General features: G+C 74.3%; 18 protein-coding genes. 9 read left to right on the top strand and 9 right to left on the bottom strand.

The window, feature by feature from the left end:
• Positions 1 to 34: 34 nt before the first annotated feature.
• The 6 genes from AC0AIB_RS13765 to AC0AIB_RS13740 all read left to right on the top strand — a co-directional run bounded on the left by AC0AIB_RS13765 (position 35) and on the right by AC0AIB_RS13740 (position 8,731).
• Positions 35 to 1,711, top strand: a complete 1,677-nt coding sequence (locus AC0AIB_RS13765; protein WP_465096785.1) for a right-handed parallel beta-helix repeat-containing protein — start codon at positions 35 to 37, stop codon at positions 1,709 to 1,711.
• 5 nt (positions 1,712 to 1,716) lie between these two features.
• Complete coding sequence (locus AC0AIB_RS13760) at positions 1,717 to 3,330, top strand: glycosyltransferase family 39 protein (RefSeq protein ID WP_328343255.1); 1,614 nt, start codon at positions 1,717 to 1,719, stop codon at positions 3,328 to 3,330.
• 305 nt (positions 3,331 to 3,635) lie between these two features.
• Entirely contained in the window at positions 3,636 to 5,267 is a 1,632-nt protein-coding gene (locus AC0AIB_RS13755; protein ID WP_465096784.1) for a glycosyltransferase family 2 protein, read from the top strand.
• Positions 5,264 to 6,262 (top strand): glycoside hydrolase family 26 protein, encoded by a 999-nt coding sequence (locus tag AC0AIB_RS13750; protein ID WP_465096783.1) that lies wholly within the window; start codon positions 5,264 to 5,266, stop codon positions 6,260 to 6,262. Before AC0AIB_RS13755 ends, AC0AIB_RS13750 begins: the two co-directional genes overlap by 4 nt.
• A gap of 145 nt (positions 6,263 to 6,407) precedes the next feature.
• A complete protein-coding gene (locus tag AC0AIB_RS13745; RefSeq protein ID WP_465096782.1) occupies positions 6,408 to 7,643 on the top strand; it encodes a type VII secretion protein EccE in 1,236 nt (411 codons plus the stop codon).
• The gene (locus AC0AIB_RS13740) at positions 7,640 to 8,731 is read left to right on the top strand and encodes a hypothetical protein (RefSeq protein ID WP_328343248.1); all 1,092 of its coding nucleotides are present in this window, start codon (positions 7,640 to 7,642) and stop codon (positions 8,729 to 8,731) included. The genes AC0AIB_RS13745 and AC0AIB_RS13740 overlap by 4 nt, the downstream gene beginning before the upstream one ends.
• Here the strand turns inward: AC0AIB_RS13740 and AC0AIB_RS13735 are convergent.
• The 3 genes from AC0AIB_RS13735 to eccCa form a co-directional block, all read right to left on the bottom strand.
• Positions 8,682 to 9,434 carry a hypothetical protein gene (locus tag AC0AIB_RS13735; protein ID WP_465096781.1) on the bottom strand — a complete coding sequence of 251 codons (753 nt, stop codon included), beginning with the start codon at positions 9,432 to 9,434 and terminating at the stop codon, positions 8,682 to 8,684. The genes AC0AIB_RS13740 and AC0AIB_RS13735 overlap by 50 nt on opposite strands.
• Positions 9,435 to 9,498: 64 nt before the next feature.
• On the bottom strand, positions 9,499 to 10,725 hold the full coding sequence (locus AC0AIB_RS13730; protein WP_328343244.1) for an epoxide hydrolase family protein: 1,227 nt from the start codon (positions 10,723 to 10,725) through the stop codon (positions 9,499 to 9,501).
• A 283-nt stretch (positions 10,726 to 11,008) separates the two neighbouring features.
• Positions 11,009 to 14,950 carry a type VII secretion protein EccCa gene (eccCa, locus tag AC0AIB_RS13725; protein ID WP_328343243.1) on the bottom strand — a complete coding sequence of 1,314 codons (3,942 nt, stop codon included), beginning with the start codon at positions 14,948 to 14,950 and terminating at the stop codon, positions 11,009 to 11,011.
• A gap of 185 nt (positions 14,951 to 15,135) precedes the next feature.
• Between eccCa and eccD the strand changes: the two genes are divergently transcribed.
• Together eccD and eccB are read left to right on the top strand one after the other, a co-directional pair.
• The gene (gene eccD / locus AC0AIB_RS13720; RefSeq protein WP_328343242.1) at positions 15,136 to 16,545 is read left to right on the top strand and encodes a type VII secretion integral membrane protein EccD; all 1,410 of its coding nucleotides are present in this window, start codon (positions 15,136 to 15,138) and stop codon (positions 16,543 to 16,545) included.
• A 7-nt stretch (positions 16,546 to 16,552) separates the two neighbouring features.
• A complete protein-coding gene (gene eccB, locus AC0AIB_RS13715) occupies positions 16,553 to 17,947 on the top strand; it encodes a type VII secretion protein EccB (RefSeq protein ID WP_328343241.1) in 1,395 nt (464 codons plus the stop codon).
• An 85-nt stretch (positions 17,948 to 18,032) separates the two neighbouring features.
• Here eccB and AC0AIB_RS13710 read toward each other — a convergent pair whose 3' ends face one another.
• The 3 genes from AC0AIB_RS13710 to AC0AIB_RS13700 all read right to left on the bottom strand — a co-directional run bounded on the left by AC0AIB_RS13710 (position 18,033) and on the right by AC0AIB_RS13700 (position 21,363).
• Positions 18,033 to 19,262, bottom strand: a complete 1,230-nt coding sequence (locus tag AC0AIB_RS13710) for a S8 family serine peptidase (protein ID WP_328343240.1) — start codon at positions 19,260 to 19,262, stop codon at positions 18,033 to 18,035.
• A gap of 71 nt (positions 19,263 to 19,333) precedes the next feature.
• Entirely contained in the window at positions 19,334 to 20,314 is a 981-nt protein-coding gene (locus AC0AIB_RS13705) for an SMI1/KNR4 family protein (RefSeq protein ID WP_465096780.1), read from the bottom strand.
• Positions 20,311 to 21,363 carry an SseB family protein gene (locus AC0AIB_RS13700; RefSeq protein ID WP_465096779.1) on the bottom strand — a complete coding sequence of 351 codons (1,053 nt, stop codon included), beginning with the start codon at positions 21,361 to 21,363 and terminating at the stop codon, positions 20,311 to 20,313. The genes AC0AIB_RS13705 and AC0AIB_RS13700 overlap by 4 nt, the downstream gene beginning before the upstream one ends.
• A 129-nt stretch (positions 21,364 to 21,492) precedes the next feature.
• Between AC0AIB_RS13700 and AC0AIB_RS13695 the strand changes: the two genes are divergently transcribed.
• A complete protein-coding gene (locus AC0AIB_RS13695; RefSeq protein WP_328343234.1) occupies positions 21,493 to 21,948 on the top strand; it encodes a hypothetical protein in 456 nt (151 codons plus the stop codon).
• Positions 21,949 to 21,968: 20 nt separating this feature from the next.
• Here AC0AIB_RS13695 and AC0AIB_RS13690 read toward each other — a convergent pair whose 3' ends face one another.
• Genes AC0AIB_RS13690 through AC0AIB_RS13680 form a run of 3 tightly spaced genes read right to left on the bottom strand, consistent with a single transcriptional unit; the run spans position 21,969 to position 23,301 of the window.
• Positions 21,969 to 22,517 carry a hypothetical protein gene (locus AC0AIB_RS13690; RefSeq protein ID WP_328343232.1) on the bottom strand — a complete coding sequence of 183 codons (549 nt, stop codon included), beginning with the start codon at positions 22,515 to 22,517 and terminating at the stop codon, positions 21,969 to 21,971.
• A complete protein-coding gene (locus AC0AIB_RS13685) occupies positions 22,514 to 23,074 on the bottom strand; it encodes a hypothetical protein (RefSeq protein ID WP_328343230.1) in 561 nt (186 codons plus the stop codon). Before AC0AIB_RS13685 ends, AC0AIB_RS13690 begins: the two co-directional genes overlap by 4 nt.
• A complete protein-coding gene (locus AC0AIB_RS13680) occupies positions 23,071 to 23,301 on the bottom strand; it encodes a hypothetical protein (RefSeq protein ID WP_328343229.1) in 231 nt (76 codons plus the stop codon). The genes AC0AIB_RS13685 and AC0AIB_RS13680 overlap by 4 nt, the downstream gene beginning before the upstream one ends.
• Positions 23,302 to 23,313 lie beyond the last annotated feature (12 nt).

Raw genomic sequence — 23,313 nt, 5'->3', positions numbered from 1 at the left:
GAACCGGTCCGTCCTTCCACGACCGAGCGGGACCATGGTGCGCATGCTGACTGTCTCCCCTGACCGAGCCGGGGCCTGTCCGACCATCGCGGACGCCCTGGAGATCGCGCCGGACGACGCGGTCGTCTCGATCGAGCCCGGCGTCTACCCCGAGGCGCTGCGCCTGGAGGGCCGGCGGGTTCGCCTGGTCGCCGCCGGCGAGGCCGGTTCGGTCACCGTGGACGGTCGGGCCACCGGCCGGCCGACTGTGGCCTGCGCCGGGGGCGAGGTGCTGTTGCAGGGGTTGGTCCTCCAGTCCGCCGACCACCCGGCCGTGGACGCGGTCGGCGGCCGGCTCCGGATGGAGAAGTGCCAGGTCAGCGCCGGCTACGCGGCGGCCGTGTCGGTACGCGACGGTGCCCGGGTCGAGGCCGTCGAGGTGACCGTCACCGGTGGACAGCACGGGCTGGTCGTCTCCGACGCGGGCGGGACGGTCGAGCAGTGCGAGATCCGCGACGTCACCGACGACGGGATCATCGTGCGGCTCGGTGCCGACCCGACCATCCGCAACTGCACCGTCAGCAACACCGGCTTCCGGGGCGTGTACGTCTACCAGGCGGCCCGGCCCACCATCGAGCGCTGCGACGTCTCCGGCACCGGTGACGCCGGCATCGTGGTGGCGTTGCAGAGCAGCCCCACCATCGTGGACTGCTGGGTGCACGACACCCGGGGCGTCGGCATCGACGTCGGCCGGGGCTGCGGCGGGACGATCGAGGGCAGCCACACCGAGCAGACCGCCGCACCGGGCGTCCGGCTCGCCGAGGGGTCGACCACCGTGTTCCGGGCTGCCGAGGCGGGCGGCCGGCCGTTGGCCGGGGTGAGCGGGGGCGGCGGCACGGTCGGGCAGGACGAGCAGAGGGTCGAGGAACTGCTCGCCGAGCTGGACTCGATGATCGGCCTGGCCGGGGTGAAGGCCGAGGTGCGCTCGCTGATCGACGAGATCCAGGTCGACGAGTGGCGACGCGACGCCGGCCTGTCGGTGGGCGCGGTGAGCCACCACCTGATCTTCACGGGTGCACCGGGCACCGGCAAGACGACTGTGGCCCGGGTCTACGGGCAGCTGCTCAAGGCCCTCGGGGTGCTGCCCAACGGCCAGTTCCGCGAGGTGTCCCGGCGCGACCTGGTGGGCCAGTACATCGGACACACCGCCGAGAAGACCTCGTCGGTGTTCACCGAGGCGCTGGGCGGGGTGCTCTTCATCGACGAGGCGTACACCCTGTCCCGGGCCGGGGGTGCCGGCGGCGACTTCGGCCAGGAGGCGATCGACACCCTGGTCAAGCTGATGGAGGACCACCGCGACCAGGTGGCGGTGATCGTCGCCGGCTACACCACCGAGATGGCCGCCTTCCTGGACGCCAACTCCGGGCTGGCGTCCCGGTTCGCCAAGACGCTGGAGTTCGAGAACTACAGCCCGGTCCAGTTGGTCGACATCGTCGGGCGGATCGCCCGCAACGACGATTACCTGTTCGCCGACGGGCTCGCCGACGGCCTGCTGGAATGGTTCGGCCAGATCGAACGGGACCAGAACTTCGGCAACGCCCGGGAGGCCCGCAGACTGCTGGAGGGGATGCGCAAGGCGCAGTCCGGGCGGCTGCGCGCGTCGGGTCGGCGGCCGAGCCGGGACGACCTGCGCACCCTCGTCCTGGACGACCTGCTCGTCGCCACCCGGTGACCGGGATGCCGTCCGCCGGGGGTAGCGGCGGGGACGCCCTGCCGACGGCCCGCCCCGTTCCCCGTCAGGCGGGGGCCACCCGCAGCGACGCGCCGACCGCCCTGATCGTCCGGGTCCGCGACGCACCGCCCGAGCCGACCGCGCCCTGGCGGCCCACCGAGGCCGACCAGCCGGCGCCGCCGGAACCCCTTGACGCGCCCTGGCTGCGGCACCTGGCCCGGCTGCTGCCGATGGCCGTCGTCGGCGTCCTCGGCGCGATCGGGCTGAACCGGCCCGGCCTGTGGGAGGACGAGCTGGCCACCTGGGGCATGGTCACCGTCGGGTTCGACGACTTCGTGGCGGTGCTGCGCAACGTCGACGCCTCGATCGGCCCGTACTACCTGCTGATGCGGGGGTGGGTGGCGCTGGCCGGCAGCTCCGACGTCGCGCTGCGAATGCCCTCGCTGCTGGCCATGGCGGCGGCGGCCGGCCTGGTCGCAGCGATCGGCCTGCGGGTCGGTGGGCTGCGGGTCGGGCTGGTCGCCGGGGTGCTGTTCGCGGTGCTGCCGACCACCTCCCGGTACGCCCAGGAGGCCCGGCCGTACGCGTTCGCGGTGTGCGCCGCCGCGCTGGCCACCCTGCTGCTGATCCGGCTGCTGGAACGCCCCCGGTTCGTCCGCTACCTGGGTTACGCCGCAGTGGTGGCGCTGCTCGGGCTGATGCACCTGGTCGGGTTGCTGCTGCTCGCCGCGCACGCGCTGATCGCCTGGCGGGCGGCCGAGCGTCGGCGTACCTTCTTCGGCTGGCTCGGCGCGGCGGTGGCCGGCGTGCTGCCCGTCCTGCCGGTGCTCTGGCTGGGTCGTCAACAGACCGGTACGCAGATCAACTGGATTCCGCCGGTCACCCTGGACCGGTTGGTCGACACTCCGGAGGCGCTGTTCGGCGGGCCGCTGCTCGCCGGGGCGGTGCTCGCCCTGGCCTTCCTCGGCATGTCGATGCGCGAGCGAGCGGCGGTGGCCACCGCCTGGCTGGTGCTGCCCACCCTCGGCCTGCTGGTCGCCGCCCAGCTCACCCCGCTCTGGCTGCCGCGCTACCTGCTGTTCACGGTGCCGGCCTGGGCGCTTGTCGCCTCGCTGGCGCTGCGCCGCAGCTCGCTGCTGCGGGGCACCGCCGCGATGCTGGCGATCGGGCTGCTCGGCATCCCGACGCAGGTGGAGATCCGCAGCGTCACCGGCCACAGCCAGGGCACCAAGGACATCGCCGCGGTGCTGCGGGCACACGCCGTCCCCGGCGACATCCTGGTGTACGGCCCGTTCGACGCCGGCGACCAGCGCACCAGCCGGGACGCGGTGAACCGGTACGTCGACGAGAGCTGGCGGCCCCGGGACGTGCTGATGACCGTACCGGCCCGCCGGCAGGGCACCCTGGGCGCGCGGGAGTGCGCCGACCGGGACGTCCCGGTCTGCCTGGGTCGCCCGACGCGGGTGTGGATCGTCCGCAAGGGGGCGTTCGACGATCCGCTGCAGCGGATCGGACCGGCCAAGGAGGCCGCGCTCAAGCCGTACGCCGTCGAGCGCACCTGGCGGGTCCGGGGCTTCAGCATCGCCCTGCTGGTGCGCAGGCCGGCGGCGGCGAAGTGAGCACCCGGGCCGGCGCGGGCCGCACCGACGAGACGACGGAGTTCCACCGCCCGGTGCCGCCACCCCGCCCCACCCCGGCGGCACCGCAGCCCGCCCCGACCCCGACACCGAGGCGCGGGCCGAGAGCGATACCGCAGCCCGACCCGGCGCAGCAGACCGGGCCGGCACCGGCACGGCAGGGGCCGGCGGTGCCTCCGCAGCGGCCGGCGGCTCCGCAGCGCGGACCGGTGCCCCCGCCGTGGCCGGGACGGGTGGGTGCACCGGGCCGACCGACGTCGGTCCCGGCCCCCCGCGAGCCGAGGGCGGTGCCGACGCCACGGGCACCGGCGACGGTGCCGACGCCACGGGAGGGGACGGCGCGGCAGGTGGTGACACCGGCGACGCCGGGCCGCCCGGCGACCGTCGACCCGTCGCTGCCGCTGCCACCGGACGACGACGAGAAGGCCGCCTACCGTCGCCGCCGGCTGCCGGTGTTGATGATCGCCTCGTTCGTCAGCTTCACCGGGCTGCTCACCAGCCAGTTGCTCTTCGTCCGGATAGCACCGTGGCTGCTCCTGCTGCTGCCGCTGTTCGGCTTCACCGTGCTCTACTACCTGATCTCGGTGGCGGTGAACATCGGCACGCCCGGGTTCGACCTGGACCGGCACCGTCGGCTGGTCCGCGACTTCCGGCCGCCCGTCCACCCGTCGGTCGACGTGTTCCTGCCGGTGTGCGGCGAGGCGACCGAGGTGCTCCGCAACACCTGGGAGCACGTCAGCCGGATGGTCGACCACTACCCGGGCCGGGTGCACGTCTACGTGCTCGACGACTCGGCGACCGACGAGCGGGAGGCGATGGCGCTCGCCTTCGGCTTCGTCTACCAGCGCCGCCCCAACCGGGGCTGGTACAAGAAGGCCGGCAACATGCGGTACGCGTACCAGCGCACGCTGGGCGAACACATCCTGGTGCTGGACGCCGACTTCACCCCCCGGCACGACATGCTCGACGAGATGGTTCCCTATCTGGCCGCCGAGCCGGATCTCGGCATCGTGCAGTCCCCGCAGTACTTCCGGGTGCACTCCGGCCAGGGCTGGCTGGAGCGTGGGGCCGGGGCGGTGCAGGAGCTGTTCTACCGGATGGTGCAGGTGTCCCGGCAGCACCACGAGGCGGCCATCTGCGTCGGCAGCTGTGCGCTCTACCGGCGCGAGGCGCTCGACGCGATCGGCGGCTCCACCCTGATCGAGCACTCGGAGGACGTACACACCGGGTTCGACATGCGGCGGCGCGGCTGGCGGCTGCGGTACCTGCCGGTGCCGCTGGCGACCGGCCTGTGCCCGGCGGACGTCAGCTCGTTCTTCACCCAGCAGTACCGCTGGTGCGCCGGCTCGATGAGCCTGCTCGGCTCGACGAAGTTCTGGAACACCCGGATGCGGTTACGCACCCGGCTGTCGTACCTCTCCGGGTTCTGCTACTACCTGCACACGGCGCTGTTCACCTTCGTCGGGCCGCTGGTGCCGATCGTGCTGCTGGCCTGGTTCCCGCAGTCGGTGGTCCCGGCGAACTACCTGTGGATCGTGCCCAGCCTGGTCTACAACCTGGTGGTCTTCCCGCTGTGGCACCGGTGCGCCTACCGGGTGGAGGCGTGGACCGTCAAGATGGTCTACGGCTGGTCGCACGCCTTCGCGATCTGGGACCTGCTGCGCGGGCAGAGCATGGGCTGGCAACCCACCGGCGGCACGGGGCGGAAGAACAGGACGGGTCGACTGTGGTGGGGGATGGCCGTCTGCACGGCGGGCAGCGGAGCACTGTGGACCGGCCTGGCGGCCCACCGGATGATCACCGACGACCTGCTGACCTTCTCGCCCGCCTTCCTCGGTGGCACGTTCTACCTGGCCGTCGCGTTGCAGGCGCTGCTGGTGAAGCCGGCGAGGGACATCCGGCCGGAGCGTTCCCGGTGACCTCCCGCCAGCTGTTCACCATCGTGACGATGTTCGTCGTCGGGGTGTTCGGCTATGCCGCGCTCGCGCCCAGCCCGGCCAGCCGCCCGGCCCGGCTGGCCACCGGCCCCAGCGCCTCGGCCTCGCCCACCGGCCCACCCCCGGCCTACGACGTCCGCCCGTTGGCACAGCCGCAGGGCCGCTACCTCGGGGTGGCGCTGAGCGGTGCGCCGCAGGACATGAGCCGGGTCGACCGGTTCGCCGACCTGGTCGGCAGGAAACCCAACATCATCACCATCTACGAGAGCTTCGACGACGAGTTCGCCGCCGCCGAGGTCCGCCGCGTCCACCGGTACGGCGCACTGCCGATCGTCCGCTGGGAACCGTTCAAGGCGAAGCTGAAGGACATCGCCGCCGGACGGCACGACCCATACCTGGTGGAGTTCGCCGTCGCGGTACGCCGGCTCAACCTGCCGGTCGCGCTCACCATCGCCCACGAGATGAACGGCCACTGGTACTCGTGGGGTGCGCACGACAACACCGCCAAGGACTTCGTCGCCGCCTGGCGGCACATCCACGCCGTCTTCGCCCGCGCCGACGCGACGAACGTGATCTGGGCCTGGACCCCGAACGTGGTCAACCCGGTCCCGTCGGTGAAGCTCGCCCCGCTGTATCCGGGCGACGCGTACGTGGACTGGGTAGGCATCGACGGGTACTTCACCCGACGCGGCGAGCAGACCTTCGACGCCCTGTTCGCCCCCACCATCAAGCAGGTCCGCAAGTTCACCACCCGACCACTGCTGATCGTGGAGACCGGCGCCGAACCGGGTGCGATGCGCCGCCGCGCGGTCGACGAGCTCTTCACCGCCATGCGGAAACGACCCGACCTGCTCGGGTTCGTCTACTTCAACCAGAAGGGCTCCGGCGACTGGGTGATCGACTCGGACCGGCCGGCACTCGCCGCGTACCGGGCCGGCGCGGCGGCCGACCCCCGGATCGGCTTCCGGGTGAACTGATTGACGGTCCGCGTCCGACCGGGCCGACCCGACGTCCAGCGACCGGCCGGCCGAGCCGACCCCGGGCCGCTGCGGCGGGTTCCTATGATGGGTGCGGTCCGCCGTGGACGGGCCACGGGTCGAGGCGTCTGGGGGGCAGCCGGAGATGACCGGAGCACCACGACCGGCGCGTGACGCACTCCGGCCGGACGATCCCGACACACGCCTGCACCTGGCTCCCCGCCGACGCCCCGGCCGGATCGGCGAGCTGCACATCCTGCAGCTACTGCTGTTGGAGGCGGTGCTGCTCGGCGTCCTCGCCAGTGGACTGTTCGGGATGCCGGTGCTGATCGTCGCCGCGCTGTGCGGCGTACTCCTGCTGACTGTGGTGTTCCTGCGCTCGCGGGGCCGCTGGTGGCTGGAGAAGCTGGTGCTGGCCCGGCACCAGCGGCGACGGGCCGGCACGGCGGTGCCGATCGCCGCCGATCCGGGGCTGGACGCCCTGCAACGACTCGCCCCGGGCCTCTCGGTGGGCACCGTGGCGATGGCCGACGGGGCCCGGATCGGGGTGGCCCGCGACGACGCCGGCTGGTTCGCGGTGGCCGCGGTCGGTGGCGCCGGGCCGACCGGCGACGCCCCCGCCGGTCTGCCGCTGGACGTGCTGGCCACCGCGCTGGCCGAGTCCGGCCAGCCGGGCACCGTGCTCCAGGTGGTTACCGGCACCGTCCCGGCCGGCGGGCCGGGCGACGACCCGACCACCCCGGCCCGGGAGTCCTACCGGCAGTTGCTGGCCAGCCTCGGTGGCACGCCGGTTCCGGCCGGGCGGGCGACCTGGGTGGCGGTCCGGCTGGACGCCCGCGCGCTGGCCGAGGCGATCGACGACTACGCGGTCGACCTGGGGATCGCCCCCTCGGTGGTGGCCGCACTGGCCCGCCAGGTCGGCAGGTCGCTGCGCCGGTGCGGGGTCACGCACCGGCTGTTGGACGCCCACGAACTGCTCGCCGCCGTCTGCCGGTCCTGTGGCTTCACCCCGGGCGTCCCGGTCGACGCGACGCCCGTGCGCGAGGAGTGGTCGGCGTGGCACTGCGGCCCGCTCGCGCACCGGTCGTTCTGGATCCGCCGCTGGCCGCCGGTCGACCGGGCGGGGGCCATGCTCGGCTGGCTGGAGACCCTGCCGGCATCGCTGGTGACGGTGTCGTTGACGGTGGCCTCGAACGGGCCGGGCGAGGATCTCGACCTGCGCGGACTGGTCCGGGTCACCGGGCCTGCGGAACTGCTGCCGCAGCTGTGCGGGCCAGCGGTCGACGGGGTACGACAGGCGGGCGGGGAGCTCTTCCCGCTCGACGGCGAACACGGCCCGGCGGTGTACGCGTCGGCGCCGACCGGGGGTGGCGCGGGATGACCGGACCGGGTGACGAACGGCGTACGGCAGTGCCGCTACCGGTCGCCTCGGCCGCCGTACCACCGCCGGTCGCTGTGCCGTCGGTCACCGCACCGTCGGTCACCGCGCCGCCATCCACCGCGCCGCCGGTCGGTGCGGACGCGCCGGTGCGGGGTGCGCCCGGCGTCCGGACCGACACCGACGCGGCCGGCACCGCCGCCGCGACCGTGCTGGCCACCGCCGACCCGCTGACCCGGGCCCTCGCCAGTCCGCTGGCCGCCCCGGAGAGCCACCCGCCCGCTCCGCCGGGGCCACCGCCGGCCCGCAGCCTCGGGGCCAGGGACGTCCCCGGTCGTGGTGGGCCGTCCGGTCGGCTGCCCCGGCTGCGGATCGGCACCCACGCGGTCTCCCCGGCGGCTCTCGCCCGGCTCAGCCCCACCCCGCTCCCGGCCGGTCTGGTGCTCGGTGCGGACCGCCGCCGGGCGGCGGTGACGATCCGGCTGTTCCGCCCGGAACCGACCCGGGTCACCCTGGTCGGCGGGGTGTGGGCGGGTCAGCTCGTCGCCTTCCGGGCGCTGGCGCTGGGTGCCCGGGTCGTCGTGCTCACCGCCGACCCGGCGAGCTGGTCCGGGCTCGGTCCGGCGGCGCTCGGCCCGGCCACCGACCGGGTCGAGGTACGCGCCGACGGTCGCCCGGTGCCCACCACCGGCACTGCGCAGCGGCCCACCCTGATCGTGCGTGACCTACCGCCCGGCGTGACCAGCCCGGCCGCGCCCGGATCAGCCGCGCCCGGGGCGGCGCTCCACGGCCCGGCCGCGTTCGGGGCGGCGGCCCCCGGGTCGTGGCAGGCCGAGCTGACCGTGCTGCGGCGACTCGACCCCGGCACCGCGCCCGCCCTGCGCGACAGCGACCTCTGCGTGCTGCAACGGCTCTCCGCCGACGAGTCGGCGTCCGTGCAGCACGCACTGCGGCTGCCCCCGGACAGCGCCCGGTTCCTCCAGGTGATGGCCGACGACATGCTGAGCCTGGTCGGTGGCGGCACGGACCGGCACCTGTGGATCAGCCAGACGTCGGTCGAGCAGCGCCTGCTGGGCGCACCCCGCCGCTGACGAGCAGCCCCGCCAGGCGCTTCTTCCTGCTGTTCTCGCGGACGATCCAGGCCACGTCGTTGTCGTCGGCGGCGGCCAGCGCCCGGAACGGCGGCAGGCCGGCAGTCGGATCGGCCGCCACCGCGACACTCCAGCAGTAGCCCAGCGCCTGACGCAACGCCCGGACGTCGTCGTCGCGACGCCGGCCGGCCGGCAGGGCGGCCAGCCCCGCCGTCGCCCGTTCGCACAGTGCGACGGCGCGGGCGGCGGCCTCCGGGACGGCCAGCAGGCGTGGTTCGCACACGGCCGCGACGGCTGCCCGCCGGACCAACGGGTGCGGGTCCCCGACCCAGGCCGTGCCGAGGTCGAGCAGACGCGGCAGGTCGGCGTCGCCGAGACGCTGCAACGCCAGGGCCACCGCCTCGCGTACCCGCCAGCGGGTGTCGGTCGCGTGGTCGTGCAGGCGTGCCTCGACGCGTGGGCGGGTCCGCCCGCCGGCGGCCAGCAGCCGGCCGAGACCGAGCACCCCGCAGAACACCAGATACTCGTCGTCGGTGGCGATCAGCCGATCGAACGAGGCGGGCTCGCCCTCATCGGCGACGGCCTGGGCAAGCTCAAGATTGGCCCGTGGCCCGGGCAGCCCCGAGTGCTCCCGTAGGAACGCCGGCCAGCGCGCGGGATCGGACCCCCGCAACTCGGCCCGGTACTGGTCACGCCGGTTCACCATCGCAGCGTAACCCGGGTGACGCCCACGGCGGGCCGCCCGGCCACCCCCGGTCGCCGCCGCACTAGCGCAGCGACCGGAAGGCGGTGCGTAGCTCCTCGGAGAACACCTTCGGCTGTTCCCAGGCCGCGAAGTGCCCACCCTTGTCGAGCTTGTTGAAGTAGATCAGGTGGGGGTACGCCTGCTCGGCCCAGCTCTGCGGAGCCTCGTAGAGCTCGTCGGGAAAGACGCTCACCGCGACGGGCACGGACACGCCCTTGGCCGCGAAGAAGGACAGCTTGTTCTCGGCGTAGAGCCGGGCTGCGGAGATCGCCGTGTTCGTCAGCCAGTAGAGCGAGATGTTGTCCAGCACGTCGTCGCGGGTCAGGCCCTCGGTGGCGCCCTGGAACACCCGCGAGATCAGCTCCAGGCTGCGCGCGTCGTGGTCGAGCAGGAAGGACGCCAGGCCGACCGGGGAATCCGCCAGGCCGGTCAGCGTCTGCGGGCGGGTCGCCATCATCAGGGCGTACGCGACGTGCTTCCAGACGTAGTCCAGCTCGGTGGCCGCCCGCATCTCGTCGTCGGACAGCCCCGACGGCAGCGAGCCCAGGGCGTTGTTCGCCCCGGTCGTGTCGCCCTGGAACAGCATGTCGATCTCGGGCGGCACCGCGCCCGGCATGTTGGTGTGGATGCCGAGCAGCTCAGGCGGCGCCTGCACACCCAACTGGTCCACGACGACCGCACCCCAGTCGCCGCCCTGCGCGACGAACCGGTGGTAGCCGAGTCGTTTCATCAGCTCGGTCCAGGCGGTGGCGATCCTCTCCGGGTTCCAGCCCGACCCGGTCGGCTTGCCGGAGAAGCCGTGCCCCGGCAGCGACGGGATCACCAGGTGGAAGGCGTCCGACGCGCTCGCGCCGTGCGCGGTGGGGTCGGTCAGCGGCTCGATGATCTTCAGCTGTTCGATCACCGACCCGGGCCAGCCGTGCGTGACGATGAGCGGCAGCGCGTCCTCGTGCGTCGACCGGACGTGGATGAAGTGGATGTCCACCCCGTCGATGGTCGTCACGAACTGTGGCAGGGCGTTCAGCCGCGCCTCGATCCTGCGCCAGTCGTAGTCCCGCTCCCAGTAGCGGGCGACGGCCTGGATCGTCGCGAGCGGCACGCCCTGCGACTGGTCGTCGACGGTCTCCTTCTCCGGCCACCGGGTCGCCGCGATACGTCGGCGCAGGTCGTCGAGGTCCGCCTCGGGGATGTCCACCGAGAACGGCCGGATCTCCGTGGTGCCGGGTCGCGTCCTGGTCCTGACCGCCATGCGCGCTTCCTCTCGGTCTGAGTTCACGCCTCACGGAGGGTGAATCATGAGGTGAGGGGACTGCCGAGTGGTGTGCCAGGTCGACATGGCACGCCGCCGTCACATCTCGCAGCCTAGAACGCCACGGCCGGCGCCCGTGGCGATACGCCTTCGACAGGCGGTGATCACCTCGACCTTGATTCGGCCGGTGGCTCCGAGCAACTGTGGTCGCTCGTCGAGCCGCGCGTTGACCACTCGTGGTGCTGGGATCCGATTCAGAGACAGCCAACTGCTGTTGCAGCAATCAGTGGGGTGGCACCTGGGGAAGTTGGACCAGTTGGGCGCCGTGGCGGCGGGTGAACAGCCAGCCCCGGCCGGCGGGCAGCCGCTGCGGCTTGATGGTGCCGAACAGCGCGCCCTCCTCGCGCGGCCCGGACATCATGATGCCCGGCGAGGCCAGCTCCCTGATCCGGCCGATCACCGGGTCGAACATGGCCCGACCGGCACCGCCGATCCGCCGGGTCAGCACCAGGTGCAGACCGATGTCGCGGGCCTGCGGCAGGAACTCCAGCAGCGACGCCAGCGGGTTGACCGCCGCCCCGGCCACCAGGTCGTAGTCGTCGACCAGCAGGTAGAGTTCCGGACCCTTCCACCAGCTGCGGTCGCGCAGTTGCTCGGCGGTGACGTCCCGCCCCGGCAACCGCTCGCCCATCACCGTCGCCACCTGCTTGACCAGGTCGGCGGTGACCTGCGGGGAGGTGCCGTAGCCGATCAGGTGCTCGGACTCCACCGCGCCGAGCAGGCTGCGCCGGAAGTCGACCAGAATGATCCGGGCCTGCGCCGGATCGTTGCCCTCGACGATGCGGCGGGCCAGCCCGCGCAGGAAGGTGCTCTTGCCGCACTCGACGTCGCCGAAGAGCAGCAGGTGCGGCTCGGCGGTGAAGTCGAGGCGTACCGGCTGGAGGTCGGTCTCGGCGATGCCGATCGGGATCACGCCGCCCTGCGCGGCGGGCAACGCCTCGTAGGGCAGCTCGGCGGGGAGCAGCCGGACGGCCGGGGCACCCGCCCACGTCCAGTGCTGCTGCACCCGCTTTACCAGGTCGGCCAGCGCGTCCGGCAGGTCGTCCACCACCGGCCGGCCGTCGAGGCGGGGCAGGCCGGCGAGGAAGTGCAGGCCGTCCGGGGTCAGCCCGTGGCCGTGCTGCTCCGGCACGTTCGCCGCGGCGCGCCGGTTGATCACCGAGTCGGCCGGCTCGCCGAGGCGCAGCTCCACCTTGGCACCGAACATGTCCCGCACCGCGGGCCGGACGTCCATCCACCTGTTGGTCGCGGCCAGGATGTGGATGCCGTACCCGAGACCCCGGTTGGCCAGCTCGGTGACCAGGGGTTCCAGGTCCTCGAACTCGGCCCGCAGCGCCGCCCAGCCGTCCACCACCAGGAACACGTCGCCGAACGGGTCCTCCCGGAAGCGACCCTCCCGGCGGGCCCGACGGTAGGCCGCCGCGCCCTCCACCGAGTGCGTGGTGAACACCGCGTCCCGGGCCTGCATCAACCCGTGCAGCTCGGCGATGGTCCGCCGGACCTTGTCCACCTCCCGCCGGCTGGCCACCCCGCCGACGTGTGGCAGACCGCCGAGCGCGGCCAGCGTGCCGCCGCCGAAGTCGAGGCAGTAGAACTGCGCCTCGCGCGGGGTGTTGCCCAGCGCCAGGCTGGTGACCAGGGTGCGCAGCAGGTTGCTCTTGCCGGTCTGCGGGGCACCCACCACCAGCACGTTGCCGGCCGCCCCGGCCAGGTCCAGCCAGAGCGGGTCACGGCGCTGCTCCAACGGCTTGTCCACGATGCCGGCCACACCGTGCAACGCGCCGTGCCGGTCCTCGGCGGCGATCGTCAGGCCGCGCAGCGGGGACACCAGCACCGGCGGCAGCAGCGCGTCGAGGGTGGGCGGCTCCTCCAGCGGCGGCAACCAGACCTGGTGGGCCGCCGGCCCGCGCCCCTCCATCCGGGCCACCAACACGTCGAGCAGGCTCTCCCCGACGTGTTCGTCCACCGGGGCCGGCACCTGCTCGTCCGGTTCGTCGTCGGTGGCGAGCGGGGCGTAGTCGGTGGTGTAGTCGCGTACCGGGTCGATCAGCCGGCCGCCGACGGTGGGCACCCCACCATGCTGCCGGACCGCCCCCGAGACGTACGCGGCCTTGAACCGGATCAGGCCCTCGGTGCCGGCCTTCAGGTAGCCGTGCCCCGGCGAGCGGGGCAACTCGTAGGCGTCGGCCACCCCGAGCACCGCGCGGGACTCCATCGAGGAGAACGTCCGCAACCCCAGCCGGTACGACAGGTGCGTCTCCAGGCCGCGCAGCCGCCCCTCCTCCAACCGCTGCGAGGCCAGCAGCAGGTGCATGCCCAACGACCGGCCCACCCGGCCGATCTGCACGAACATGTCGATGAAATCCGGTCGGGCGCTGAGCAGTTCGCTGAACTCGTCCACCACGATCAGCAGGCTGGGCAGCGGGGCCAGCGGCACCCCGGCCGCGCGGGCCCGCTCGTAGTCGCGCTGCGAGGCGTAGTTGCCGGCCCGGCGCAGCAGCTCCTGCCGGCGGGTGATCTCGCCCTGGATCGCGCCGAGCATCCGGTCGACCAGGAACAACTCGTCGGCCAGGTTGGTGATCACGGCGCTGGTGTGCGGCAGCCGGTCCAACGCGGCGAAGGTGGCACCGCCCTTGAAGTCGACGAGCACCAGGTTGAGGATCTCGGGGCTGTGCGTGACGGCCAGCGCCAGCACCAGCGTGCGCAGCAGTTCGCTCTTGCCGGAGCCGGTCGCCCCGACCAGCAGCCCGTGCGGGCCCATCCCCTCCTGGGCGGACTCCTTGAGATCCAGCTCGATCGGCCGGCCGCTCTCGTTGACCCCGATCGGCACCCGCAGCCGGCTGCGGTTGGGCCGGCTGCCCCAGGCGTCGGCCAGGTCCAGCTCGTACGGGTCGCCGAGGCCGAGCAGGTCGGCCAGCCCCAGGTCGGTGGTGACGGCCGGTTGGTCGGCGTACGACGCGGCCGACAGTCGCAGCGGCGACAGCTCCCGCGCCAGCACCTCGGCCCGTGCCGGGTCGAGCGTGTCGGCCCGGCCGACCCGGGTGGTGCCGTCCATCGTGGTGCCCGAGATGGCGTCGTCCTCGGCGATGTCGAGCACCACGGAACTCTCGTCGAGCAGACGTGGGGGGCGACCGGTGAGGTCCAGCAGGGTCACCCCGGCGACCCCGCCCTCGGTCATCAGGTGGTCGGAGCCGGCGACCTGCCCGCCGTCGACCACCACCAGCACGTACGGCGTGACCGTCGCCGTCGGGTCGAAGCGCGGCCGGTCGGCCAGCACGTCGACGAGCATCGCCTCCAGCGCCACCACGGTCGGGGCGAACAGCCGGATCGGCCCGACGGCGTCGAGTTTCGTCGGGTGCTGGGCGTGCGGGAGCCACTTGACCCACTCCCAGCAGGCCCGGCGCTCCGCACTGACGCAGAGCGCGACCAGCAGGTCGTCGGGGGCGTGGAAGGTGGTCAGCTGGGCCACCACGGCCCGGACCAAGCCCCGGACGGCGTCGTCGGCGCCCCGCAGGTGGACGTGGGAGAAGTCGCGCAACGCGATCGCCACCGGCAGGTCGGGCACCACCGAGTAGGTGGCGACGAACCGGCGCAGCGCCACGGCGCAGAGCGGCTCCAACTCGTCCACCGGGCGGGTCTGCGGCGGGATCAGCGGGGTGGCGACCTCCTGCGGGCCGAGCCCGATGCGGACCACGCTGAAGTCGGCGTCGCCCCGGCGGCGCTCCCAGAGCCGGCCACTGGTCACCGTGGACCAGAGCGAGTCCGGGTCGGGGTGGCGGTAGTGGACGGCCTCCCGCTGCTGGCGGACCGTGGCGCGGACCTGGGCCCGGAGCTGCGCGAGGCGGCGCAGGTACTGACGGCGCGACTCGATCATCTCGCGCTTGCCCGGCCCGGACTGGTTGACCACCATCACCGCGATCATGCCGAGGATGGAGACGCCGTACATGCCACCGACCACATAGGTCATCACACCGCCGCGCTGCATGCCCATCATCAGGCCCATCGCCGCGGCACCGGCCGCCATCGGCAGGATCATCAGCATCCGGGTCCAGCCTCGACCGCCGGCCGCCGGCACCTCCGGCGGCGGGTCGAGGAGCACCTCCCCGGACGGCAGCGGGGGCGCCGGCCGACGGGGTGGACGCTTGACGACCACCAACGACGACATCTCCCCCGTACCTCCCACCACGTTGGTCTTCGGCGGCCCACTCTATCGACAGGTCGCCCCTGGCAGGGACCACCGTCCGCCCCCGGACGGCCACCCGACGGGCGGCGCGGCCGTGCTACCTTGACCGCCGCGGAGAGCCCAGGAGGCGACCGCGCGGACGCATGGCACACGGGGAGGTGACCAGCGTGACGGCCCCGGGCGGTCTCAGTCTGGCCAGGGTGACGATCGCCGCTCCCCAGCGGCGGATGGACGTGGCGCTGCCCAACGGCATGCTCGTCGGGGAGCTGCTGCCCCACCTGCTCCGGCACGCCGGGGAGGATCTCGGCGACGTCGGCGAGCAGCAGGGCGGCTGGGTGCTCCGACGGGCCACCGGCACCCTGCTCGAAGCCACCCGCAGCCTCGCCCTACAGGGCGTCCGCGACGGCGAACTGCTGCACCTCACGCCGGGCCGTGACGAATGGCCCGAGCTGGCGTACGACGACGTGGTCGAGGTGATCGCCAGCGGCGCGCGCCGGACCGGTCGATCGTGGAGCAACGACGCCACCCGACGGGCCGGGTTGACGGTGACCGCCGCGCTGCTCGGGTTCGGGCTGGTCGCGCTGCTCGCGGTCGGCTCGCCGTGGCGTACCCCGGGCCTGCTGGCACTGGGGATCGCGGCGCTGCTGGCGATCGCCGGGCCGGTGCTGTCCCGGGCCGTGCCCGACGCCACCGCCGGGGCCGTGGTCGCCGCCGCCGGCCTGCCCTACGCCCTGCTCGGCGGGGCGCTGCTCGCCGCCCCGGACGGCGCGCGGATCGTCGACCTGGGGGCACCGAGCCTGCTGCTCGGCTCGGCCCTCCTGCTGGTCTTCGGCATCATCGGGTACGCGGCGGTGGGTGGGGTGCAGCGGCTGTTCATGGCCGGGTCGGCCGCCGGTCTCACCGGCGTGCTGGCCGCCCTGCTCTGCTACGGCGGGGTGTCCCCCGCCGGTGCGGCGGCGGCGACGCTGACCACCGTGATCGGCCTGCTGCCCGGCTATCCGCTGATCGCCGGTTGGCTGGGCAGGCTGCCGGTTCCGGAGCTGCCCGACCGGCCGGAGGAGATCCTCAGGGACCGGCCGGTGCCCGAGCGGGCGAGGGTCTTCGTGACAGTGGCGCGGGCCACCGAGTTGCTCACCGGCATGCTGCTGTCCGCGTCGGTCTGCGGCGCGCTGGCCATCGCCTTCCTCCTGACCGAGGACCGCACCCCGGCCGGCGTGCTGCTGGCGCTCTGCGGTGCAGGGGCGCTGCTGCTGCGCGGGCGGCTGTTCCCCACCGCCGCCCAGCGGGTGCCGCTGCTGGTCAGCGGCCTGGTGGGGCTGTCGTCGCTGGCCGTCGCGGCGTTACTGGCCACCGCACCGGGCGGCGGACGGATGCTGGTCGGGCTCGGTGTGGTCACCGCGGCGGCGCTGACGCTGGTCGCCGGCCTCCTCTTCAGCCGCCGCCGGCCGTCGCCCTACCTGGGCCGGGCCGCCGACATCACCGACGTGGTCGCCATCATGGCGTTGATCCCGCTGGCCTGCGCGGTCATCGGCCTGTTCGGGGCGATCCGGGAAATGTTCGCCTCGATCGGCGGGTGACGCGACCATGACGACCCGGCGGGACCAGCTCCAGTCGTACCAGTTCATGACCCAGCGGGTGATGTCCGCGTTCGTGATGCGCGAGACCGACCCGCAGCAGTCGCCGCTGCGCCGGGGCATCGGCGCGCTCTTCGGCGGCCTGATGGTGGCCGTCCTCGTCGCCGCCGGGGTGGGCATCTACGGGCTGCTCACCAAGGTCGGCGGGGACGGCTGGCGCAAGCCCGGCTCGGTGGTGGTCGAGAAGGAGAGCGGCGCCAGCTACGTCTACCTGGACGGTCGGCTGCACCCGACGCTCAACTACACCTCCGCGCTGCTGGCCGCCGGCCGCCCCGGCACCCCTGTGGTACGCGTCTCCGCCAGCACCCTCAGCGCGGTGCCGCGCGGGGTGACGATGGGCATCCCCAACGCTCCCGCCTCGCTGCCGGCGGCGAACCGACGCGCCGGTCTGCCGTGGACGGTCTGCTCCACCCCGGCCGTCGACGACACCGGACGCACCGTCGACACGGTGACCCTGGCGCTGGCCACCCGACCGGCCGGCGGCCGGGACGTCGGCGACGACGGGCTGCTCGTCAAGGACGCCACACTGGGCATGAACTACCTGGTCTGGCACGGTCGGCGGCACCTGGTGCAGGGTTCCCGGGTGGTCGTCCCCGCCCTGTTCGGGGCGGTCACCCCGGCACCCGTCGGCACCGCCTGGCTGAACGCGCTGCCGGCCGGGGTGGACCTCGCCGCCCTGCCCGTCGCCGACCGGGGCGGGAAGTCCCGCGAGGTGCCGGGCCGACGCAACGGTGACGTGCTGGTCGTCCAGACCGCCTCCGGACCGCAGCACTACCTGGTGCTCGCCGACGGGGTCACCCCGATCACCCCGGTGCAGCAGGCCATCCAGATCGGCCAGTCGGGGTGGCAGCCGGTGACGGTCGCCGTCTCCGACGTGACGTCGCTGCCCAGGAGCCAACGGGTTCCCCGCCCACCGGACCGGGGTCAGCCGCCCGCCACCCCGCCGAAGCTTGTCGGCCGGGAGCCGGGCCAGCAGATCTGCGCCGCCACCGCCGATGCCGGCACCCCACCGGAGCTGACCGTCGGTGGCACCCTGCCCGGCGCGGACCGGGCCGCGCCGACCGGCTCCGTCTCACCGGACGGCATCCCGCTCGCCGACCGGATCGCCGCCCCCGCCGGCCGGGTCACCGTGTTGCAACTGCTCGGCAGCCCCGGCGCGTACAGCATCGTCACCGACCTGGGCATCCGGTATCCGGTGCCGTCCGCCGACGCGTTGCGCCTGCTCGGCTACCCGGTGGACGCGGCATTGGCGGTCCCGCCGAGCCTGACCATGCTCATCCCGAGCGGCCCGACCCTGGACCCCCGGGTCGCTGTCCGCCCGGCACCGATCACCACCGGCGGCTGACCACCCCGTCCCGCCCCACCGCTGCCGGTCCGCTCGACCCGTCCCACCGACCCGGCGGTGCCGACCGGTCCGGCCGGACGTCGGGTCAGCGGCCGGGGCCGGGCGTGGGTTCGTCGAAGAGCTGCACCGGGGGGCCCGGTTCGGTCGGCTCCACCGACCGGGCGGGTGCCGGCGCGACGGCCGCCCGCCACCGGCGACGCCGCACCCTCGGCAGGGTCACCGCGACGACACAGACCACGAGTACGGTGCCGAGGGCGAGCACCGAGCCGGCCAGCGCGATCCGCCGGCTCTCCCGTACCGCCGGATCGGGCCGGTCGACGGCCGGCCGGAACCGGGGCGGCGGGACCGGTCGGGCCTGCGGCAGCAGCTGGTCGTTGACCGCCCCGTACGGGTTGACCGTGCCGTGTCCGTACTCGGCGTGGTCCGCGCCGGGGACCGCCGTCACGGTCAGCAGCCGGACCAGTTCGCTGCGCGGTGTACCGGCCCGTTTGGCGAGAGTGAGCGCGACCGTACCGGCGACGAGCCCGCACGCCAGGGCGGTGCCGTCGGCGGCCTCGACCAGCCCGCCACCGCGCTGGGTGGTGGTGACGGCGACGCCAGGCGCGACCAGGTCCAGGTAAGGCCCGTACTGCGACTTCGACCAGCGCCGCCCGTCCGGGCCGATCGCCCCGACGGCGAGCACCTCCGGGTAGCCGGCCGGATAGGAGACCGGGTTGCCGTCACCGGCCCGGTCACCGCTGGCGGCCACCACCAGCACGCCCCGGTCGACGGCCCGCCGGACCGAGGCCCGCAACGTCCCGGTGTCCCGGTCGGCGGCGACGGTGACCGCGACCACCCGGGCACCCCGGTCGACCGCCCAGTCGATGCCCCGGGCGAGCGCACCCGGGTCGGCCGGGGTGTCACCGAACGCCCGGTCGTCGACCACCCGTACGGGCAGCACCCGGGCGCTCGGCGCGAGCCCCGCGAACGGGGACGGGCCGGTCTGCCGGGCGACGATCAGCCCGGCCACCCGGGTGCCCTGACCTGTGCAGTCGGTGTCGGCGCGGCCGTTGCCCCGGACCGCGTCGAAGCCGGTCTCGACCCGGCCCCGCAACTGGGGATGGTCACCGTCCACCCCGGAACCGAGCACCGCGACGGTGACCCCCGACCCCTGGGTGAACGGCCACACCTGTTCCGGGGCGAGCACCTGCTGGGCCCAGGACGGCGCGGTGACCCGTCCACCGGGCGGCGCGCAGTCGGGCGCCGCCGTCGCGGGCGACACCGGCCCGAGCAGGACGGTGGCGGCGAGCGCGACCACGACCCCACCGGTCGTCATCCGGCCCCGCACCTCCGTGGTCCGCGACCGCTGCCGGTCCGACCCGTACCCCGTCATGTGCTCCTCCGGCCTCATGCTGCCCGCCGCCGGCGGGCTGCCGGCAGCGCCGACCCGGTCCGCTCGTCGTCGACCCGGACGACCCGGCCCCCGGCCACCGCCTCCACGGCCAGGTCGCGCAGCGACCCGGGTACCGCCCGCAGGGCGTGCCAGAACACGCCGAAGTTGTCGGCGCAGCGGTGCAGCAGCCGGCCGCAGATGTCGGTGGCGGTGTCGTCGTCCCGCGCCCGGGGGTCGTCGTCGTCCCAGTACCAGACCGAGCCCTCGTCGCCGCCGGCCACCCGCACGGCGAGCAGCCCGCCCTGCACGTGCCCGACGGCCAGCCAGTCGGTGGTGAGCCGGTCGGTGAACCAGGCGTTGGCGTGGCACAGGTCCTGCATCCAGTCGGCCCGGACCGCGCCGAACAGCGGCTGGTCGACCACGAACCCGAAGCGCGGGTGCACGGCCGGCCAGCCCGGCCACCCGCCGTTGGTGCGGGCCAGGAAGTCCCGGTAGCCGGCCGGTAGCCCGAAGCCGAGCCGCTGCTCGATGCGGGCCACAGCGTCCGGGGCGAGCCGTTCGGCGAAGCACAGCGGCGGCGGCTCGGCGGTGTCCACCGGCAGCCCGCGCCGCCGAGGGTCGGCGTCGCCGGTGCTCACCCCGCCCAGGTGCCGCAGCGCCGCATGCAGCTCCGCAGGGACCAGCGCGACCCGCCGGGTCCGCGCCAGGTGCGCCCAGGTCCAACCCGCCGGGGAACGCCCCGTCGCGTCCGGGTCGGCCGGGTCGGTCACGGCCAGGTTGGCGGTGAGGACGGCCAGCACCCGGGCGGCGTCCACCCCGATGCCCGGCGGCAGCGGCGGCAGCTCGACCACGGCCCGGGCGTACGGGGTCCAGTCGGGAAAGCCGTACGGGTCGACCGGCACGCCCTGGCGGTAGCGGACCCGCAGCATCGGCGCGACCGGGTGCACCACGCCGAAGGCGTACCGGGCCCCGGGGATCAACCCGGCCCCGCTCACCGGGCCCGCCCGTCCCGCCCGACCCCGGTATCCCGGCCGTCGGTAGTCGGGTGGCCGGTGGTGGCCGTCGGGCCGGTGGTGGCCGTCGGGCCGGTGGTGGCCGTCGGGCCGGTGGTGGCCGTCGGGCCGGTGGTGGCCTCGTCGGGGGCCGGCCAGAGCAGGAGCTGCGGGACCTGCTCGGCGGGGAGGGTGATTCCAGCCGGCGAGTCCGGGTCGACGGCCAGCGCGTGCCCCCGCGGCCAGACCGTCAGCAGGGACACCAGCGTCGCCCACAGGCTCGGCGTGCCGTCCGGATAGGCGCGGGCCAGCCGCTCCGGGGAGGTGAACACCTCGACCGCCGGCGCCTCCGGCGGCCCCACCGACCGCCACGGGAAGTCCGGGTCGACCAGCCGGGCCGGGTCGTCCACCGGGCGGGCGGTGGGGAGCACCACCAGCGCGTCGAGCAGCGCGTCCAGGTACCCGGTGGAGTCGCCCCGCTCGGCCGCGTCACGCAACAGCTCGGCGGTGTCCGGCTCACCGGCCGGGGCGGCGGCGGCCCGGCCCATCGCGGCGGCGAACCCGGCGGCCGGGTCGTCCTCCCCGCCGATCGCCTCGGAGCGGGCGATCTCGTCGTCGGCAGCCGCCTCGGCCAGTTCGGTGAGCAGCTCCACCCCGGCGGGTACGGTCAGCTCGCCGTCCGCCGCCGCCCGCACCGCCGCCACCGGCAGGTACGCGTCCAGCGGGGTGCCCGGGTTCACCGCCAGCCGCCAGTCGGCGACCGGCCACCGCTCACACAGCTCGTCGTACCCGGTCACGGTGTACGCGTCGGCCACCCCGGCGACCCGGGGGGCCATCGTCGCCACCGAGGTGAAGACCGGCAGGAAGGGGCGTCCGAAGAGGTCCATGGTGACGAAGCGCTGACTGCCGCCGTCGCCGTCGTCGTCGCGTAGCTGCGGCAGGTACAGCTCGGCCCGGGTGAGGAGGCGGAAGAACTCCGTGCGGTCGTCGTCACGCACCGCACGCAGCAGCGCCCGCTCGATGTCGTTGGCCGGCTGCCACGACTCGTCCACGACGGGTCTCCTCCCTGCCCGGTGCCGGCCCTGAGCCTAACGATCCCATGCCGACGGACGGGACCCGTCGGCGACGCACGCTAGGCTGCGGGCCGGTCGCCGTCCGCCAACGTCCCCTGAGGAGGATCCATGCGACGCGCCGTCGCGATCACCGCGTTGGCCGCGACCCTGGCCGGCTGCTCCCCCGACACGTCCGCGCTGGAGTCGGAGCCGGAACCGGAGCCGGTGGAGCAGATCGTCTCGTTCACCGTCGAGGTGGTCGGCGGTGGGGGCGGGCCATTCGGCCTCTCGGTCACCTGGGGGCACACCGCGCTGGAGGGTCAGCGGGCCAAGAGCCCGACCTGGGCCTGGGCGCACATGGTGACCGTCAGCTACCCGGACGTCAAGGACGTGTGGGTGATGGCGGCACCGGAGGTCCGGCCCGGGGTCGACGAGTCGCTGGCATACCGCAACGGCGCTCCGCAGGTGCACTGCCGGATCCTCGTCAACGGCCGGACCGTCGCCAAACAGACAAGCGCCGCGCCCCAGTGCGACGCGAACCTGTCGGCCACCCCGCCGGCTGCGCCGACCGGCACCGTCGGCTGACCCGGCCCGAACGCGCCGGCTCAGTCGAGGCGACGCAGCGCCCCGGCGTACGCGGACCGCACCGCCGCCAGCCGGGCGACCCGGAACCGGCCCGGTTCACGCTGGTAGACCGAGCGGCCCAGCGCCGTCCAGACGGCGGTGAACGGCACCCGGGCACCACCGGGGGGCACGAACTTCACCACCTCGTCCAGCGCGGCGACGGCTGCCGTCAGCCGTACCCGGCAGCGTCGCCGGTCGCCCTCCGGCAGGCCCTCCGCCCCGGCCGGCACCCCCCGGGCGTGGTTCTCGGCCACCCACAGCCACTCCCCCGCGTCGATCAGCAGGGACGGCTCCGTACCGCCGTACCGGAAGCCCTGCTCGACCTCGACGGGCCCGGCGGGCAGCCGGAACAGGAACTCCCGGGTCGCGCCGCACCCCTCGCACGGGCCGGCGTACCGGCGGGCCAGCTCCCCGTCGGGCAGGGTGAGTACCGTCGAGGCGCGCGGGAAACGCCCCTGCCCGCAGCCGCACGGTTGCAGGTCCATGTAGAGGTGGGCCTCGTGGGTGGAGCGGGCGGCCAGCGGCGTCACGACGGGCTCCACGGCATGTGGTCCAGGTGGAAGTCCCGGACGACCTCGATGCGGCGGCGACGGAACCGCCCCGGCTCCCGTTGGTGGACCGTCCGCCCCCGGGTCGACCAGAACGCCGACTCCGGCACCGCGTCGCCGTCGGTCGGGAGGAACTTGCGGACCTCCTCCAGGGCCGCCACGGCGGTCCAACGCAGCTCCGCCGCCTCGGCGTCGTCGCCCTGCCGCTCGGCCACCTCGGACGCCTCCGCGCACCAGTCGGCGACGAGCAGCCACTCACCGGGGTCGAGCAGGGCCGAAGGCTGCGGGCCGCCGAACCTGGTGGTCGGGTGCGGGCCGGCTTCGGCGGGTGCCGTCCGCCCGTCGGGCAGGGCGAAGACGAACTCGCGCGGCTCGTGACAGTCGGCGCACCGACCGGAGTACCGGTACACCGGTCGGGTCCCCTGCGTCGTCGCCGTCCCCCGCCAGGTGGCCTCCATCGCCCCGCACCGGGGGCACGGGTGCAGCTCCAGGTAGAGGTCGGCCTCGTCCCCGGTGCGGGCGGCCGGCAGCAGCGTCATTCCGTCCCCCGGTAGTGGCCGGTGTCCGGGTCGAGGCCCATGATCTCCCGGGCTCGGCGCAGGTACTCCCGCTGCGCCTGCGGCGACGGTGACCGCCGGTTGGCCGAGTCGGCGCCCTCAGGGGTGAACTCCGCATCGTCCACCCGGTGCTCGGACTGCCACCGGGCGTGCAGCTCGGCCAACTCCCGCAGCCGACGCTGCCGCTCCGGATCGGTGTTCATCGCCATCACGTCACCTCC

Source organism: Micromonospora sp. DSM 43699 (assembly GCF_055517075.1).
Note: the sequence above shows the minus strand (reverse complement) of the source record. Positions and strands in the feature narration are given on the sequence as shown.

Bases quoted from the DNA above. Each gene is read 5' to 3' on its own strand.
- AC0AIB_RS13730 (WP_328343244.1), bottom strand. From the start codon at position 10,725: ATGGCGGTCAGGACCAGGACGCGACCCGGCACCACGGAGATCCGGCCG.
- AC0AIB_RS13680 (WP_328343229.1), bottom strand. From the start codon at position 23,301: ATGGCGATGAACACCGATCCGGAGCGGCAGCGTCGGCTGCGGGAGTTG.
- AC0AIB_RS13695 (WP_328343234.1), top strand. From the start codon at position 21,493: ATGCGACGCGCCGTCGCGATCACCGCGTTGGCCGCGACCCTGGCCGGC.
- eccCa (WP_328343243.1), bottom strand. From the start codon at position 14,950: ATGTCGTCGTTGGTGGTCGTCAAGCGTCCACCCCGTCGGCCGGCGCCC.
- AC0AIB_RS13685 (WP_328343230.1), bottom strand. From the start codon at position 23,074: ATGACGCTGCTGCCGGCCGCCCGCACCGGGGACGAGGCCGACCTCTAC.
- eccB (WP_328343241.1), top strand. From the start codon at position 16,553: ATGACGACCCGGCGGGACCAGCTCCAGTCGTACCAGTTCATGACCCAG.
- AC0AIB_RS13745 (WP_465096782.1), top strand. From the start codon at position 6,408: ATGACCGGAGCACCACGACCGGCGCGTGACGCACTCCGGCCGGACGAT.
- AC0AIB_RS13710 (WP_328343240.1), bottom strand. From the start codon at position 19,262: ATGACGACCGGTGGGGTCGTGGTCGCGCTCGCCGCCACCGTCCTGCTC.
- AC0AIB_RS13765 (WP_465096785.1), top strand. From the start codon at position 35: ATGGTGCGCATGCTGACTGTCTCCCCTGACCGAGCCGGGGCCTGTCCG.
- AC0AIB_RS13760 (WP_328343255.1), top strand. From the start codon at position 1,717: ATGCCGTCCGCCGGGGGTAGCGGCGGGGACGCCCTGCCGACGGCCCGC.
- AC0AIB_RS13740 (WP_328343248.1), top strand. From the start codon at position 7,640: ATGACCGGACCGGGTGACGAACGGCGTACGGCAGTGCCGCTACCGGTC.